General features: G+C 73.3%; 15 protein-coding genes and 3 tRNA genes. 11 read left to right on the top strand and 7 right to left on the bottom strand.

Features of this window, described 5'->3' with window-relative positions; all coding sequences use genetic code 11:
* Positions 1–21: 21 nt before the first annotated feature.
* Positions 22–858 carry an AraC family transcriptional regulator gene (locus tag OHA37_RS26450; protein ID WP_266909058.1) on the bottom strand — a complete coding sequence of 279 codons (837 nt, stop codon included), beginning with the start codon at positions 856–858 and terminating at the stop codon, positions 22–24.
* 49 nt (positions 859–907) lie between these two features.
* Between OHA37_RS26450 and OHA37_RS26445 the strand changes: the two genes are divergently transcribed.
* Positions 908–1306 (top strand): cupin domain-containing protein, encoded by a 399-nt coding sequence (locus OHA37_RS26445; protein ID WP_266909057.1) that lies wholly within the window; start codon positions 908–910, stop codon positions 1304–1306.
* Between the two features lie 230 nt (positions 1307–1536).
* On the opposite strand, the gene OHA37_RS26440 is transcribed toward OHA37_RS26445, so the two are convergent.
* On the bottom strand, positions 1537–2808 hold the full coding sequence (locus OHA37_RS26440) for an MFS transporter (protein WP_266909056.1): 1272 nt from the start codon (positions 2806–2808) through the stop codon (positions 1537–1539).
* Positions 2809–3028: 220 nt separating this feature from the next.
* On the opposite strand from OHA37_RS26440, the gene OHA37_RS26435 reads away from it, so the two are divergent.
* From OHA37_RS26435 to OHA37_RS26415, 5 genes are all read left to right on the top strand, one after another.
* Positions 3029–4222 carry a carboxylate-amine ligase gene (locus OHA37_RS26435; protein WP_266909055.1) on the top strand — a complete coding sequence of 398 codons (1194 nt, stop codon included), beginning with the start codon at positions 3029–3031 and terminating at the stop codon, positions 4220–4222.
* 426 nt (positions 4223–4648) lie between these two features.
* Positions 4649–4825: a hypothetical protein gene (locus tag OHA37_RS26430; protein WP_266909054.1), complete on the top strand. Its 177-nt coding sequence runs from the start codon at positions 4649–4651 to the stop codon at positions 4823–4825.
* On the top strand, positions 4822–5505 hold the full coding sequence (locus OHA37_RS26425) for a hypothetical protein (RefSeq protein ID WP_266909053.1): 684 nt from the start codon (positions 4822–4824) through the stop codon (positions 5503–5505). Before OHA37_RS26430 ends, OHA37_RS26425 begins: the two co-directional genes overlap by 4 nt.
* Positions 5502–6236: an ANTAR domain-containing protein gene (locus OHA37_RS26420; protein ID WP_266909052.1), complete on the top strand. Its 735-nt coding sequence runs from the start codon at positions 5502–5504 to the stop codon at positions 6234–6236. The genes OHA37_RS26425 and OHA37_RS26420 overlap by 4 nt, the downstream gene beginning before the upstream one ends.
* Positions 6237–6254: 18 nt before the next feature.
* Positions 6255–6971, top strand: coding sequence for a GAF and ANTAR domain-containing protein (locus OHA37_RS26415; protein WP_266909051.1), 717 nt, complete (start codon positions 6255–6257; stop codon positions 6969–6971).
* A gap of 42 nt (positions 6972–7013) precedes the next feature.
* Here the strand turns inward: OHA37_RS26415 and OHA37_RS26410 are convergent, their stop codons facing one another.
* Complete coding sequence (locus tag OHA37_RS26410) at positions 7014–7370, bottom strand: hypothetical protein (protein ID WP_266909050.1); 357 nt, start codon at positions 7368–7370, stop codon at positions 7014–7016.
* A gap of 417 nt (positions 7371–7787) precedes the next feature.
* Between OHA37_RS26410 and OHA37_RS26405 the strand changes: the two genes are divergently transcribed.
* The 3 genes from OHA37_RS26405 to OHA37_RS26395 all read left to right on the top strand — a co-directional run bounded on the left by OHA37_RS26405 (position 7788) and on the right by OHA37_RS26395 (position 9850).
* Complete coding sequence (locus OHA37_RS26405; protein ID WP_266909049.1) at positions 7788–8375, top strand: hypothetical protein; 588 nt, start codon at positions 7788–7790, stop codon at positions 8373–8375.
* Positions 8372–8827: a hypothetical protein gene (locus tag OHA37_RS26400; RefSeq protein WP_266909048.1), complete on the top strand. Its 456-nt coding sequence runs from the start codon at positions 8372–8374 to the stop codon at positions 8825–8827. Before OHA37_RS26405 ends, OHA37_RS26400 begins: the two co-directional genes overlap by 4 nt.
* Positions 8828–9022: 195 nt before the next feature.
* Positions 9023–9850 carry a SigB/SigF/SigG family RNA polymerase sigma factor gene (locus OHA37_RS26395; protein ID WP_266909047.1) on the top strand — a complete coding sequence of 276 codons (828 nt, stop codon included), beginning with the start codon at positions 9023–9025 and terminating at the stop codon, positions 9848–9850.
* Between the two features lie 199 nt (positions 9851–10049).
* On the opposite strand, the gene OHA37_RS26390 is transcribed toward OHA37_RS26395, so the two are convergent.
* From OHA37_RS26390 to OHA37_RS26380, 3 genes are all read right to left on the bottom strand, one after another.
* Positions 10050–10123 (bottom strand) — tRNA-Ile (locus tag OHA37_RS26390).
* 188 nt (positions 10124–10311) lie between these two features.
* Positions 10312–10384, bottom strand: a tRNA-Asn gene (locus OHA37_RS26385).
* A gap of 5 nt (positions 10385–10389) precedes the next feature.
* Positions 10390–10462: transfer RNA gene (locus tag OHA37_RS26380), tRNA-Asn, on the bottom strand.
* Between the two features lie 146 nt (positions 10463–10608).
* Between OHA37_RS26380 and OHA37_RS26375 the strand changes: the two genes are divergently transcribed.
* The gene (locus OHA37_RS26375; protein WP_266909046.1) at positions 10609–10917 is read left to right on the top strand and encodes a YtxH domain-containing protein; all 309 of its coding nucleotides are present in this window, start codon (positions 10609–10611) and stop codon (positions 10915–10917) included.
* Between the two features lie 151 nt (positions 10918–11068).
* Entirely contained in the window at positions 11069–12508 is a 1440-nt protein-coding gene (locus tag OHA37_RS26370; RefSeq protein ID WP_266909045.1) for an FGGY family carbohydrate kinase, read from the top strand.
* Positions 12509–12512: 4 nt separating this feature from the next.
* Here OHA37_RS26370 and OHA37_RS26365 read toward each other — a convergent pair whose 3' ends face one another.
* Entirely contained in the window at positions 12513–12878 is a 366-nt protein-coding gene (locus tag OHA37_RS26365) for a hypothetical protein (RefSeq protein ID WP_266909044.1), read from the bottom strand.
* Positions 12879–12976 lie beyond the last annotated feature (98 nt).

The raw sequence follows: 12976 nt of genomic DNA, 5'->3' as shown, positions 1-12976 counted from the left end.
AACGAACCCGCCAACTTCCCTTCACACACACCCGGATCGGGCGAACCGCCCCGGACTGATCCCCACGTGCCGCCCGAAGTGCCGCGTCAGGTGCGCCTGGTCGTAGAACCCCGCCGCCACCGCCGCCTCGGCGGGCCGCATCCCCGCCAGCAGCAGCCGCCGCGCCTTCGCGACCCGCAGCCCGGTGAGGTAGGCGTGCGGAGGGAGCCCGAACGCCTGCCGGAAGCTGCGGATCAGGTGGGTGGGATGGGCGTGTCCCAGAAGCGCGGAAGCCTCCTCCAGGGCGATCCCGCCGAGGACCCGCGCATCGAGGAGCTCGCGCAGTCGTACGGCCGTATCCGGGCCCGGAGCCCCGTACGGGACCACCTGACGGCCCTCCAGCCACGTGCGCAGCCGCTCCTGGACGAAGGCCAGCCGCGACTGCGCCTCCAGCCGCTCGACCGCGCCGGCGGGCAACTCCCGCGCGCCCAGGGCGCGGTGCAGTCCGTGGACCCGGTCGCGCAGGGCGGCGTCGAGCAGCAGCGGCGCGTCGACCGCGGCCCCGGTCAGCGACTCCGGGAGCACGGACGCGTCGAGGTACAGCACGCGCTTGCGGAAGCCCGCCTCGGTGACGGTCCGCCCGTCGTGGACCACCCCGGGCGGGAGCAGGGCCACCGTCTCCGAGCCACCGACGCCGTGCCGTTCGCGGTCGAGCCCGAAGTCGACGCGGCCGCCGTCGAGGATCATCAGCGTCCACGTGTCGTGGACGTGGGCGGGGTAGGCGTGATCGGTGAACCGGGCGTGGAACACCTCGGCGATCCCCGGCACCGGCGGCTGCCAGGCGGAGACCGTACTGAGCGGACGTGGCGCGGCCGGCATGTCAGGAACGTACAAGACCGGTCGGGGCGCACGCGGGCAGCCTGCCCGTATGACGACATCCGAGAGCACGCACGAGAACGGACGCCCGGCGGCGGCCGTGGTGAACATCGCGGAGAAGCTGGCCGGTTTCACCGAGCAGTGGGCCCCGCACCGGATCGCCCGGGTCAACGACTACGAGGTCAAGATCGCCAAGATCCAGGGCGAGTTCATCTGGCACACCCACGAGGACACCGACGAGCTCTTCCTCGTCGTCAGCGGCACCCTGACGATCGGGCTGCGCGCCGGGGACGTCGTACTGAACCCCGGCGAGATCTACGTGGTCCCCCGCGGGGTGGAGCACTGCCCGCGGGCCGACGGGGAGACGGCGATCCTGATGTTCGAGCCCGCCGGCACCGCCAACACCGGCGGGGAGGTCAGCGACCGCACCCGCGAGCCGGTGGACGCTTAAGGGGGCGCGGAAGGGGGCGCACAAAGGGGCGCACAAGGGCGTGCGCCTGGTGGCTCGTGAGGGACTGTCCGTCGCTGAAATGCAGTCCCGCGAGCTGCGACCCGGACGCGGCCGAACCCGCACCCTCACCCGCACCCGCACCCGCACCCGCACCCGCACCCGCCTTGATGTTCGTCGGCGCACTCAGCGGCCTGGCCGTCCTGGCCCCGGCCCGAGCCCGCCCGCGCCCCTCACGCCTGGGGCGTTCGCGCGTCGTAGCGGGCGAACCCCCTCCACCGCGCGGCCAGCAGCGCCAGTACGAGTACGCAGCCGAGCCCGCCGCCCGTGATCGCGACGGTCGGGGAGGTGAGTTCGGCGGCGGCTCCGGCGAGGAAGTCCCCGAGCCGGGGCCCGCCCGCGACGACCACGATGAAGACGCCCTGCAGACGGCCCCGCATCCCGTCCGGGGTCGCGGCCTGGAGCATGGTGGTGCGGAACACCATCGAGATGCTGTCGGCGCACCCCGCCAGGGCCAGGAAGAGCAGCCCGAGCCAGAGGTCGCGGGTCAGCCCGAACACCGCGATGGCCAGCCCCCACGCGGCGACGGAGAGCAGGATCGCCACCCCGTGCCGGCGGATCCGGCCCTGCCAGCCGGAGAACAGCCCCCCGAGCAGCGCCCCCACGGCGGGGGCGGCCACGAGCAGCCCGACCGTCTTGGCGTCGCCGCCGTACCAGAGCACGGCCACGGCCGGGAACAGCGCCTTCGGCTGGGCCAGCACCATGGCGGCCAGGTCGGAGAAGAAGGTCATCCGGATGTTCGGCCGGGTCCCCAGGAAGCGCAGGCCGTCGAGTACGGAGGCCCGCCCCGTGCGGTCACCGGCCCCCTCGGGCTTCATCGACGGCAGCCGCCACATCGCGTAGAGGGCGGCGCCGAAGGTGAGGGCGTCGATCAGGTACGCGGCCTGGTAGCCCCACCAGCCGACGATGACCCCGCCCAGCGCCGGGCCGGCGGTCATCCCGAAGGTCATGACCACGGAGTTCAGGGCGTTGGCGGCGGGCAGCTGCTCGGCCGGGAGCAGCCGCGGGATCATCGCGGACCGGGCGGGCCCGTTGAGGGCCCCGCAGACGGACTGGAGCGCGACGACGGCGTACAGCAGCCAGACCCGGTGGTAGTCCAGGAGCGCGGCGCCGGCCAGGGCGAAGGACAGGGCGGCCAGGCCGATCGCGCTGAAGAGGCCGAGCTTGCGGCGGTCGACGGTGTCGGCGATGGCCCCGCCGTAGAGCCCGAAGGCGACCAGCGGGACGAGCGAGCAGAGCCCGACCAGTCCGACGGAGAAGCTGGAGCCGGTGATCTCGTAGACCTGGAGCGAGATGGCCAGGGCGGTCATCGCCTGGCCCAGCCAGGAGATGATCCCGCCGGCCCACAGCCGCCGGAAGTCCGGGGAGGTTCTCAGCGGGGTGAGGTCGGCCAATATGCGGCGCCGGGGGCGGATGGGCGGAGGTGGAGCGGTCGTACGGGTCACAGCGGATGATAAGCCGCCGCTGCCCGGACCGGGCGCCTGCCCGGGCTTACGCCGCTTTCCCGCACGCGCACCACTCACCCCACCCGGAACCCGGGCCCCGCGGCGGCGCATTTCTTGCCGCTAACTCGCCACTATCACCGGACATTTGACCGAATAGACGTGCGCTCCCCGCCTGAGGTTCAGCTCATGATGAAAAGACTCGTATGTCCAGGGAGGCGCAGTGATCGAACCTGGCACCAGCACCACGAGCACCGGAACCACGAAGACGGAGACCAAGGCAGCGCCGAAGACGTCGGCACCGGGCGCGACCGGTCCGGTCTTCCCCCTCACCCTGGGGGTCGAGGAGGAGTTCCTCCTCGTCGACGCCCGCACCCTGCGGGTGGTCCCGGCCGCCCCGCTCGTCCTGTCCACCGCCGCGGGACTCCCCCACGAACTGCACCCCGAAGGCACTCGCTACCAGGTGGAGATCTCCACCCCCGTCGCCGACTCGGCCGCGATCCTGCGCGGCGAGCTCGCCGGTCTGCGGCGCACCCTCGCGCGGGCGGCCCGCGCGCACGGCTGCCGGCTGCTGGCCGCGCCCTCCCCGGTGCTCGCCGTGGAGGGCCCGCTCCACCTGACCGACGACGAGCCGCGCCAGCGCGAGCAGGCCCGGCGCTTCGGCGCGCTCACCGACACCCTCGTCAGCTGCGGCCGGCACGTCCACATCGGCACCCTCGACGTGGACACGGCGGTGGCCGTCTCCAACCGGGTCCGGCCCTGGCTGCCCACGCTGATCGCGCTGGCGGCCAATTCCCCCTTCTGGGGCGGCCGCGACACCGGTCACGCCAGCTGGCGGGCGATGGCCTGGGCGGGCTGGCCCTCGGCGGGCCTGCCCCCGCACTTCACCTCGACGGCCCACTTCCGGCGCTCCGTGCAGACCCTGCTCGGCTCGGGGGCGGCCCTCGACACCAAGATGGTCTACTGGGACCTGAGGCCCTCGGGGAACTGGCCGACGCTCGAACTGCGGGCCCCCGACATGTCCCCGGACATCGACTCGGCCATCCTCCAGGCGGAGTTGACCCGCGCCCTCGTCGCGACGGCCCTGCGCGAGATCGCCGAGCAGCGGCCCGACCCGCCCGTACGGGAGGACGTACTGCGTCTCGCGCGCTGGCGGGCGGCCCACGACGGCCTGGAGGGCTTCGGGCTGGACCCGTACACGGGCTTCGAGCTCCCGGCGGCGGACCTGGCGGAGGCCCTGCTCGACCTGGTGGCCCCCGAACTGGCCGCGTCCGGCGACCTCGACCACGCGGCGAAGACCCTGGCCGGCCTCCTGCGCGACGGCTCGGGGGCGCACCGCCAGCGCACGGCCTTCGCCCGCCGCGGCGATCTGAGCGACGTCCTGCGCCACCTGGCGGACGAGACGGAGGCCTGTTAGCCGGTTCCGCCCCAAAACGCAGCGGCCGGAACCGCCGAAGCCGCAGGTGCGATCGATTCTGCACCTGCGGCTCGCGGCGGGGGCGCACTCGGCGCGGGCCCGCGCCGGACCGCAACCGGCCAGGAAAGGCCTGCTTGTGCCCCTCCGCCCAACCTGGCACCGGGCTATGCTGCGAACAGAGCGTCCCCGTTCGAGACCCCGACGGTGCGTTGCCCGCCACAGATCTCCGCGTCCCGGCACGGACTTGAAGGTCCGCCCGCCCGGCGCATCCGAGGGTACGGCTCGTCCCGCATCCTGGAACACAGGCCTCCGGACCGGTCTCCGCCCACCGCGCGCGTACACCCGCACCGGGAAGTGCCTGGAGGAGCCGGGAAGTTCGGCGCCGAACGGCCCTGCCCGGCTGGTACCGAACCGAGGCACCCCACCATGCGTGTCCCCGATCCCAACACCGACCGGTACGGCGAGGGCAGCCGCGCGCTGATCTCCCCGGCCGGGGAGATCGACGTGGCGACCGTCCACTCACTGCGCGCCTCCCCGGCGCAATGCCTGCACGACGGCGACCGTCCCGCTCCCGTGCTCCCCGCCCTGGGCGGAGCGCTGTGACGGACACCCCGCCGCAGGGGCTTCCGCCACAGGGCCGTCCCCCACGAGGCCGCCGCACGGCTCTGTCCGGGCCGGACGCGCTGGCCGAGCTCCGTCTGCGGCGGCTGAACCGGTGGCAGGCCGAGGGGCTGAAGGAGGACGTGGCGGACCTGTACGTGGAGTCCTCGTACCCGGTGATCGGCACGGCCCACAGCTGCCGGGAAGCCTTCCTGCACCGGCTCACGGGCGATGTCCGGCGGCCCGGCTTCGCCATGCTGGTCGCGGAGCGGCCCGCCCTGTTCGGATGCGTCTTCGGCTTCCCGCTGCGGCGGGACGGCTCCTGGTGGCGAGGGTTCCTCGGCACCCTTCCCCGGGATGTCGAACGGCTCACGGCCTCCGGCCACGTCTTCGCCATCAGCGAGGTCGTGGTCGCCCCGCACGAACAGTGCCGCACGGTCGGCAGACGGCTGCAGGAACGGCTGCTCGACGACCACGGGGCGTCGCTCGGCGCCACCCTGGTGCCCGACTCCGACATCAGGACCCTGAAGGCCTTCCAGTCCTGGGGGTGGCGCGAGATCGGAGAGGTCCACAGGCCGCCCGGCACGGAGCTGATCCGGGCCCTGGTGCTGCCCCTCGGCCCGACGGCGGCGACCGCGACCGGCACCCACCGCCCCGACGGCCTTCGCCGGCCGGAACGGTGACGGGTGGGCGGTCGGCCCGGATCCAGGTGCTCGTGGCCGAGCAGGCGGCCCGGCGCGGCGCACGGGTCGCGGTGGTGGACGTGTGCACGGCCGCCGTGGCCGCGCTCCCCATCTGCGGAGCCGGGGTGACGGCCGCGTCCCGGATGACGGCCGGGCGCCCGCTGTGTTCCACCGGCCCGGTGAGCGAGCGGATCGAGGAACTGCAGCTCACCTTGGGCGAAGGCCCCGGTGTGGACGCCCTGGCCCTCGGGTCGGCCGTCCTGGCGCCCGATCTGCGGGCCGACGGGGAACGGCGCCGGTGGCCCGCCTTCGCCCCGGAGGCCGTCGCCGCCGGCGCGGCGGCGGTGTTCGCTTTCCCGCTGCGGATCGGCGCGATCAGTCCCGGAGTCCTCGACCTCTACTCCGAGGTTCCGGTCGAGCTGGACCCCGGGGAGCTGGCCGACGCCATGATGTTCGCCGACACCGCCACGCTCGTGCTCCTCGGTACCCGGATCGACCCGGCGCCGGGCCCCGGCGGTGACCTCGACGGCTACCGGGCCGAGGTCGACCAGGCCACCGGGATGCTCACCGTCCAGCTCGGCGTGGGCATCGAGGAGGCGTTCGTCCGCCTGCGCGCCTACGCGTACGCCCACGGCCGCCGGCTCGCCGAGGTGGCCGCCGACGTGGTGGCCCGCCGGCTGCGGTTCACGCAGGACCCGGACGAGGAACGGAGCGCGGCCGACGATGCCTGACAACAGAAGGTGTGCACGATGAATGAGCAGCTCCTTGCGAAGGCCTTCGTCGAACTGGCGGACAACCTGGTCGCGGACTTCGACCTGATCGACTTCCTCCGCATGCTGACCGACAACTGTGTCGGCATGCTCGGCGTGAACGCGGCCGGCGTGCTCCTCGCGGACCTGAACGGGGAACTCCGCGTGATGGCCGCCTCCGACGAGCAAGTACGGCTACTGGAGCTGTTCCAGCTCCAGAACGACGAGGGCCCGTGCCTGGAGTGCTTCCACACCGGCGCCCCCGTCACCGTCCCGGACCTCGCCACGGAAGCGGCCCGCTGGCCGCGCTTCACCGAACAGGCCCTCCTCAGCGGGTACTCGGCGGTCCAGACCGTGCCGATGCGCCTGCGCGACGAGGTCGTCGGAGCCCTGAACCTGTTCCGCACCCGCCCCGGCCCCTTCGACCCGGCCGCCACGCGCATCGCCCAGGCCCTGGCCGACGTCGCCACCATCAGCCTCCTCCAGCAGCGCTCCTCCCGGCACAGCGCGATGCTCAACGAGCAGTTGCAGACCGCCCTGAACAGCCGTGTGCTGATCGAGCAGGCCAAGGGCAAGCTCGCCGAACGCCGGGGCATCGGCATGGAGGAGGCCTTCACCGCACTGCGGAGCTACGCCCGCGCGCACAACCGCCGGCTGTCCGACCTGGCCGGCGCCTTCATCGACGGCACCGAGCCCCTGCCCGGTCTGGTCGCCTGACCGTCAGCGCGGTTGCCGGCCGTGAAGTGCGGTTGCCGGCCGTCAGCGCGGTTCCCAGCCGTCCCGGCGGTCGCGGCGGTCCTCGCGGCTCCGCCGGCCCCGGTGCTGCCGGGCGTAGCGGCGGTCCCAGCGGTGCTGCTGGTCCCGGTGGTCTCGGTAGTCGCCGTAGCTGTCGTAGGTGTCGTACGTGCCATGGGTGTCACGGCCGCCGTCCTCACGGTGGCCGTCGTGGTCACGGTGGCCACCCGCACGGCCCGAGCCCGGGCCGCCGCTCCTGCGTCCGCGGTGCACGAGGGCGAAGAGCAGCACGGCGGCGACCACCCAGAGCAGGTGGCTGAGATGGCCGAAGAGGATCAGGGCGACAAGGACAACGAGGAGGGCGAGAAGCACGACGGGCACGAGCGGTCCCTTCCGCAGCGGAACAGATCATCGCTGCCGGGGACCGGGGCCTCGTCAAGCAGCGTAGTGCCACGGGGAGTTCGGCGACAGCCCCCCGCCCACCTTCGCCCCGGCCCCACCCCGGCCCCCGCCGAAGGCCCTGTTGACAGGGGGCACCGCCCGGCGTTGACTGACGAGGACGGCGTCGGGCCGCAGCGCCCCGGGAGGATCCGGGCCAGGCCCCCGCCGCTCCGCTTCGCCCGGACCCCGCGGAACGCAGGCACCACCCCTGTGACCGCTGTGCAGGTCCCGGCCATGCCCTTCCGGATCTTCTCCTCCTGCCCGGCACCCGCGCGCCATCGACCGAGGGGATACGACGGGAATGCAGCAGTACGACGTACGAGCCGGCACCAGCGGGGAGCCGTCATCTCCAGGGCCGTGATCATCATCGCGGCCCTCCTCGTCGCGACCCTCGTCGCGGTGGCGGCCGTCCTCCTGGCCACACTCGGCCACCGCCGGATCGGGCACGGCCTGAAACGGCGCTTCGGCCCCGAGTACGAACGCCTCGTGAGCCGTCACGAAGGCGACACCAAGGCCGCGGACCGGGAACTGGGAGAGCGACTGAAACAGCACGGCTCCGTCCGGGAGCGACCCCTCTCGCCGGCTTCCCGGGAGCAGTACGCGGCCCAGTGGGCCGGTATCCAGAGGCGGTTCGTCGACTCCCCGCAAGAGGCGATCACCGAGGCCGACGCCTTGCTGGCCCGGCTGACGGCGGACCGGGGCTTCCCGGACGGCGGGCCCTTCGAAGAGCGGCTCGCCGCGCTGTCCGTGCACCACGCGAAGCACGTCGACGGCTACCGCGGGATGCACGCGGCCGTCCACGGCCAGGGCGGCACGGAGGAGAAGAGGCGGGCCATGATCGGAGCCCGGGAGCTCTTCGACGCCCTGGTCGCGCAGCAGCCGGCCGACTCGGGCCGGCACCGTCCGCAGCGGCACCCCGTCGAGGGAAGAAGTGGCACGCGATGACGTACGACGAGGAACGCGCACGGCAGGACCCGGCCCGCAGGCCGCCCCCGGCGCGGCGCGACCCTCGCGGGGTCCCCGCACCCCGCGAGGCACCGCGCGAGGTGCCGCCCGGGACCCCCGCGGACACCCCGGCCGCTACGCCACCCACGAACCCCGTCGCCCCCGTCACCCCCGTGGCCCACATGGCCCTGCTCGCGCAGAGCGACCGGGACAGGCTGACCCTGCACCTCCAGCACGCTCTCGGCACGTTCATCCAGAGCCCGCACGAAGCCGTCCAGGAAGCCGACATCACCTTCGCCGAGGCCACCACCCGGGTCACGGCCGCCCTCGTGGAACGCCGGCGCGTCATCGGCGCGACCCACCGGGGCCGCGGCGTCGAAGCCGAGACGGAAGACCTCCGGCTCGCCCTGCGCGAGTACCGGGAGATCACCCTGCGGCTGCTGCGCATGTGAGCGGGCCCGCTCCGATCAGCCCCTGACCGCCGGCGGGGACGGCCCGTCCTCCCCGACGGGCCACCCCGCCGGCCTCTCGTCGCCACCGCGCGAACGAAGGGTGCGGCCCCGGTTCCCACCACCGGGGCCGCGCCCTTTCCGCGCGGTCGGCTCCCACGGCGCGTGACGGCCGCCGAGCCAAGGAGACCCGTGTCCATGACCCACACCGGCACGCAGAGCACCCGGCGCACCCCCTACGCCGACGACTCCCCCGACACCGCGGCCGCATTCCTCCGCATCGCGTCCCTTCCGCAGGGCCCGCAACGGGCCGCGCTGCGCCAGGAGGTGGTGTGCGCCTGGATCCCGATGGCCATTCGGCTGGCCCGCCGCTTCAACAACGGCAGGGAGCCCATGGAGGACCTCCGCCAGGTCGCCCAAGTGGGTCTGGTCAAAGCGGTCTCCCGCTTCGACCCGGGCCTGGGCACCGCCTTCGAGGCCTACGCCATCCCGACGATCGTCGGCGAGCTGAAGCGGCACTTCCGCGACAACCTGTGGGCGGTGCACGTACCGCGCCGCGTCCAGGAACTGCGCACGCAGGTCCGTACGGCCGACCGGGACCTGTCCCCCTCGCGCGACTCGGGCGGCCCCACGCCGGCCGAGATCGCCGCGGCGACCGGCCTGACCGAGCAGGAGGTGCGCAGGGGCCAGGGCGCCCTGAACAGCTGGTCCCCCCTGTCCATCGAGGCCGCGCACGGCCGCCAGGAGGGCGCCTACACGCTGGCGGAAACCCTCGGCTCCCCGGAGCCCGCCTTCGACCGCATCGTCGACCGCGAGACGCTCCGCCCCCTGCTGCGCGCCCTGCCCGAGCGCGACCGGCGGATCCTCTACCTGAGGTTCTTCCGCGAAATGGACCAGAGCCGCATCGGCGAAGAGCTCGGCCTGTCCCAGATGCACGTGTCCCGGCTGATCCGCCGCATCTGCGAATCCCTACGCGCCCAGGCCATGTCCGACGCGGCCCGAAGGCCCGCCCGAAAGCCCGCCTGAAGTCCCGCCCGAAAGTCCGTCTGAGGGCCCGTCCGAAGTCCCGCCTGAAGTCCCGCCCGAAAGTCCGTCTGAGGGCCCGTCCGAAGTCCCCGTCTGAGGGCCCGTCCGAAGTCCCGCCTGAGGGCCCGTCCGCTGACAAGACCGCCCCCGGACACGCCAAAGCCGCAGATGAGATCGTTTCTTCACCTGCGGCTCGCAGTGGGGCGGGTGGGACTCGAACCCACGGCCGACGGATTATGAGTCCGCTGCTCTAACCGGCTGAGCTACCGCCCCTTCACGGCGTGGCGCGTACATGTGTGCGCGCCGTCTGCCGCAGCATAGCCGCTCATACGATCTCCTGCCTCGGATGCCTCGCATGATCGGCTTCGCCTGCCCAGAGAGACCGCATCGGGCCGTGCCCGGTTGCGCGCGGAGGGCAGAAAAAAGAAAAAGGACCCACCTGGGGTCCTCGTTCCTTCTTGCTCCCCCGACTGGACTCGAACCAGTAACCTGCCGATTAACAGTCGGCTGCTCTGCCAATTGAGCTACAGGGGACCGCGCTCCCCCGACTGGACTCGAACCAGTAACCTGCCGATTAACAGTCGGCTGCTCTGCCAATTGAGCTACAGGGGATTGCTGCGTTGCACCGAACAGCCCACCTCTGGCCTTGGCCAGGGGGCGAGCGCCCGTTGCGAGTCATAGATTAGCGCAAGCAGGGGGGTGCTCCGCCAATCGGTATCGCCAGCGGGCCGGGCACCACACGACGAAGGGTGGCAGGCATGCGGTACAAGGTCACGTTCGCGGTCGGGCTGGCCCTCGGGTACGTGCTCGGGACCCGGGCCGGACGCGAGCGGTATGAACAGTTGAAGAAGTCCGCGCGCGAGTTCGCGCAGAACCCCGCGGTCCGCAACGCCGCCGAGAGCGCTGGTCAGACCGGTCGGGAGTTCGCCGGCAAGGCCTACGCCGCGGTGAGCGACAAGGTCGGCGACGCGATGCCCGACGCCCTCTCCGGACGCGTACGGGGCTTGCGGGCACGGGTCGGCGGCGGTGGCGCGGGCGAGGACGACTGGGGCACCAGCAACACCTGACCGGACCGGTCCGGAGCGCGGGTCCTCACGTGAGGGGCCGCGCACCGGCTCCCTCCCGGTGCGGTGCGCGGGGCTCCACATATGGGACGGGACCCTTCCCGCACCCGCCGGGGCGGTCGAGACCGCCCCGGCGTGCGGCAGAATTCACCGCATGGGGATAGTCGCCGGGCTGGACAGCTCTTCCGCGTTCACACGCATCGTCGTCTGTGACACCGAGACGGGCGCCGTGCTGCGCCAGGGGTACGCCCCTCATCCGCAGCCCACCGGCGAGGCGGTGCCGCACGAGACCGATCCACAGGCCTGGCTGCTCTCGCTCGGCGAGGCCGCCGGCGGCGGGCTCCTCGAAGGGGTGCAGGCCATAGGGGTCTCCGCGCAGCAGCACGGGCTGCTGCCGCTGGACGCGCAGGGCGGCCTCGTCCGTCCCGCCCTCATCGGCAACGACAAGCGCGGCCAGGTCGCAGCCGCCGAGCTGATCGAGGCCTTCGGCGGCCGGCAGGCCTGGGCCGAGGCCGTCGGCTCCGTCCCCCATTCGGCGCAGCCCGTGGCGAAGCTCGCCTGGCTGGCCCGTACCGAGCCCGAGGCGGCCCGGCGGGTGGCCGTACTGATGTCCCCGCACGACTGGCTGGTGTGGCAGCTGCTGGGCCGCCCGGCCCGGCGCACCACCGACCGCGGCGGCGCCTCCGGCACCGGCTACTGGTCGGCGGCCACCGGCGCCTACCGCCCCGACCTGGTCGAGCTCGCGCTGGGGCACCGGGCGCTGCTGCCCGAGGTGCTCGGCCCGGCCGAAGCCGCCGGGACCACGCCCGAGGGGCTGCTGATCTCCGCCGGCACCGGGGAGACCATGGCGGCCGCGCTCGGGCTGGGCATGGGACCCGGCGACGCCGTGGTCTCGCTGGGCGCGTCCGGATCGGTGATGGCCGTACACCACGAGGCGCTGTCGGAGCCGGGCGGCCTGATCACCTCCCTCGCCGACGCCACCGGGCTGCACCTGCCGGTGGTGAACACGCTGAACGCCGTACGGGCCCTGCGCGGCACCGCCGAACTGCTGGGCACCGACCTGGAGGGGCTGAGCGAGCTCGCGCTGAAGTCGACCCCGGGCGCGCACGGACTCGTACTCCTGCCGTACCTGGAGGGTGAGCGGACTCCGAACCTGCCGCACACCGCCGGGACCCTGTCGGGGCTGCGCCGGGACTCCATGAAGCCCGAGCACCTCGCGCGGGCCGCCTTCGAGGGCATGCTGTGCGGGCTGGTGGACGCGCTCGACGTGCTGCGCAGCCGCGGCGTGGAGATCCGCCGGGTGTTCCTGCTCGGCGCCGCCGCCGAGCTGCCGGCCGTACAGGCCTTCGCACCCGGACTGTTCGGCACGCAGGTCCTCGTGCCGGCGCCGGCGGACTACGCGGCCCTGGGCGCGGCCCGGCAGGCCGCGTGGGCGCTCGGCCTGGCGCAGGGCGGCGCGGCCTCGAAGACCCCGCCGGTGTGGCCGGCGCCCGCGGCGCAGCTGTTCGAGCCGGACGAGGAGTACCCGGCCTGGCAGGGCGCGCGCCAGCAGTACGTCGCGACCCGGGACCAGATCCACCCCGGGGCCTTCTAGGTCCCTAGGCCAGCTGCGCCTTCACGTGCTCGACCACCGCCCGGAACTCCTCCGTCGGCGAGAAGTCGAGGTACTCGGTGTCCTCCAGGGCCACCGGGGCGTGGCCGGGCGCCCAGTAGCAGGCCTCCCCGGCCGAGTAGACCTCGTCCCCGTCCTTCGTGTGCATCATGATCCGGCCCTTGATCACGTAGGCGTAGTGCGGGCACGGGCACAGGTCGTCCGGCAGGCCCTTGAACGCCGGGGTCATGTCGACGCCCTTGGCGAAGCGCCCGAAGGCGACCGAGAAGCCGCCGCCGAGCTCCTGCACGCGCAGTTCGGCGCCGTTGCCCTCGAAGAGGACGGGGATCTGCTCCCGTGTGACTGCCGTCATGGTTCCTCCACGGACGGTCCGTCCCGAGATTCCCCCTCCGGACCCCATCCTCCTCTCCGCGCCCGGCGTCCGCGCGGCCACCGGGACGCGGTCGGCGG

Source organism: Streptomyces sp. NBC_00335, from assembly GCF_036127095.1.
GTDB lineage: Bacteria > Actinomycetota > Actinomycetes > Streptomycetales > Streptomycetaceae > Streptomyces.
The sequence above is the reverse complement of the archived record's forward strand: the minus strand, read 5'-3'. Positions and strand labels throughout refer to the sequence as shown.

What these genes read in the sequence shown, in the direction of transcription:
- OHA37_RS26450 (WP_266909058.1), bottom strand. Translation starts at nt 858, where the DNA reads ATGCCGGCCGCGCCACGTCCGCTCAGTACGGTCTCCGCCTGGCAGCCG.
- OHA37_RS26445 (WP_266909057.1), top strand. Translation starts at nt 908, where the DNA reads ATGACGACATCCGAGAGCACGCACGAGAACGGACGCCCGGCGGCGGCC.
- OHA37_RS26430 (WP_266909054.1), top strand. Translation starts at nt 4,649, where the DNA reads ATGCGTGTCCCCGATCCCAACACCGACCGGTACGGCGAGGGCAGCCGC.
- OHA37_RS26415 (WP_266909051.1), top strand. Translation starts at nt 6,255, where the DNA reads ATGAATGAGCAGCTCCTTGCGAAGGCCTTCGTCGAACTGGCGGACAAC.
- OHA37_RS26400 (WP_266909048.1), top strand. Translation starts at nt 8,372, where the DNA reads ATGACGTACGACGAGGAACGCGCACGGCAGGACCCGGCCCGCAGGCCG.
- OHA37_RS26395 (WP_266909047.1), top strand. Translation starts at nt 9,023, where the DNA reads ATGACCCACACCGGCACGCAGAGCACCCGGCGCACCCCCTACGCCGAC.
- OHA37_RS26375 (WP_266909046.1), top strand. Translation starts at nt 10,609, where the DNA reads ATGCGGTACAAGGTCACGTTCGCGGTCGGGCTGGCCCTCGGGTACGTG.
- OHA37_RS26370 (WP_266909045.1), top strand. Translation starts at nt 11,069, where the DNA reads ATGGGGATAGTCGCCGGGCTGGACAGCTCTTCCGCGTTCACACGCATC.
- OHA37_RS26365 (WP_266909044.1), bottom strand. Translation starts at nt 12,878, where the DNA reads ATGACGGCAGTCACACGGGAGCAGATCCCCGTCCTCTTCGAGGGCAAC.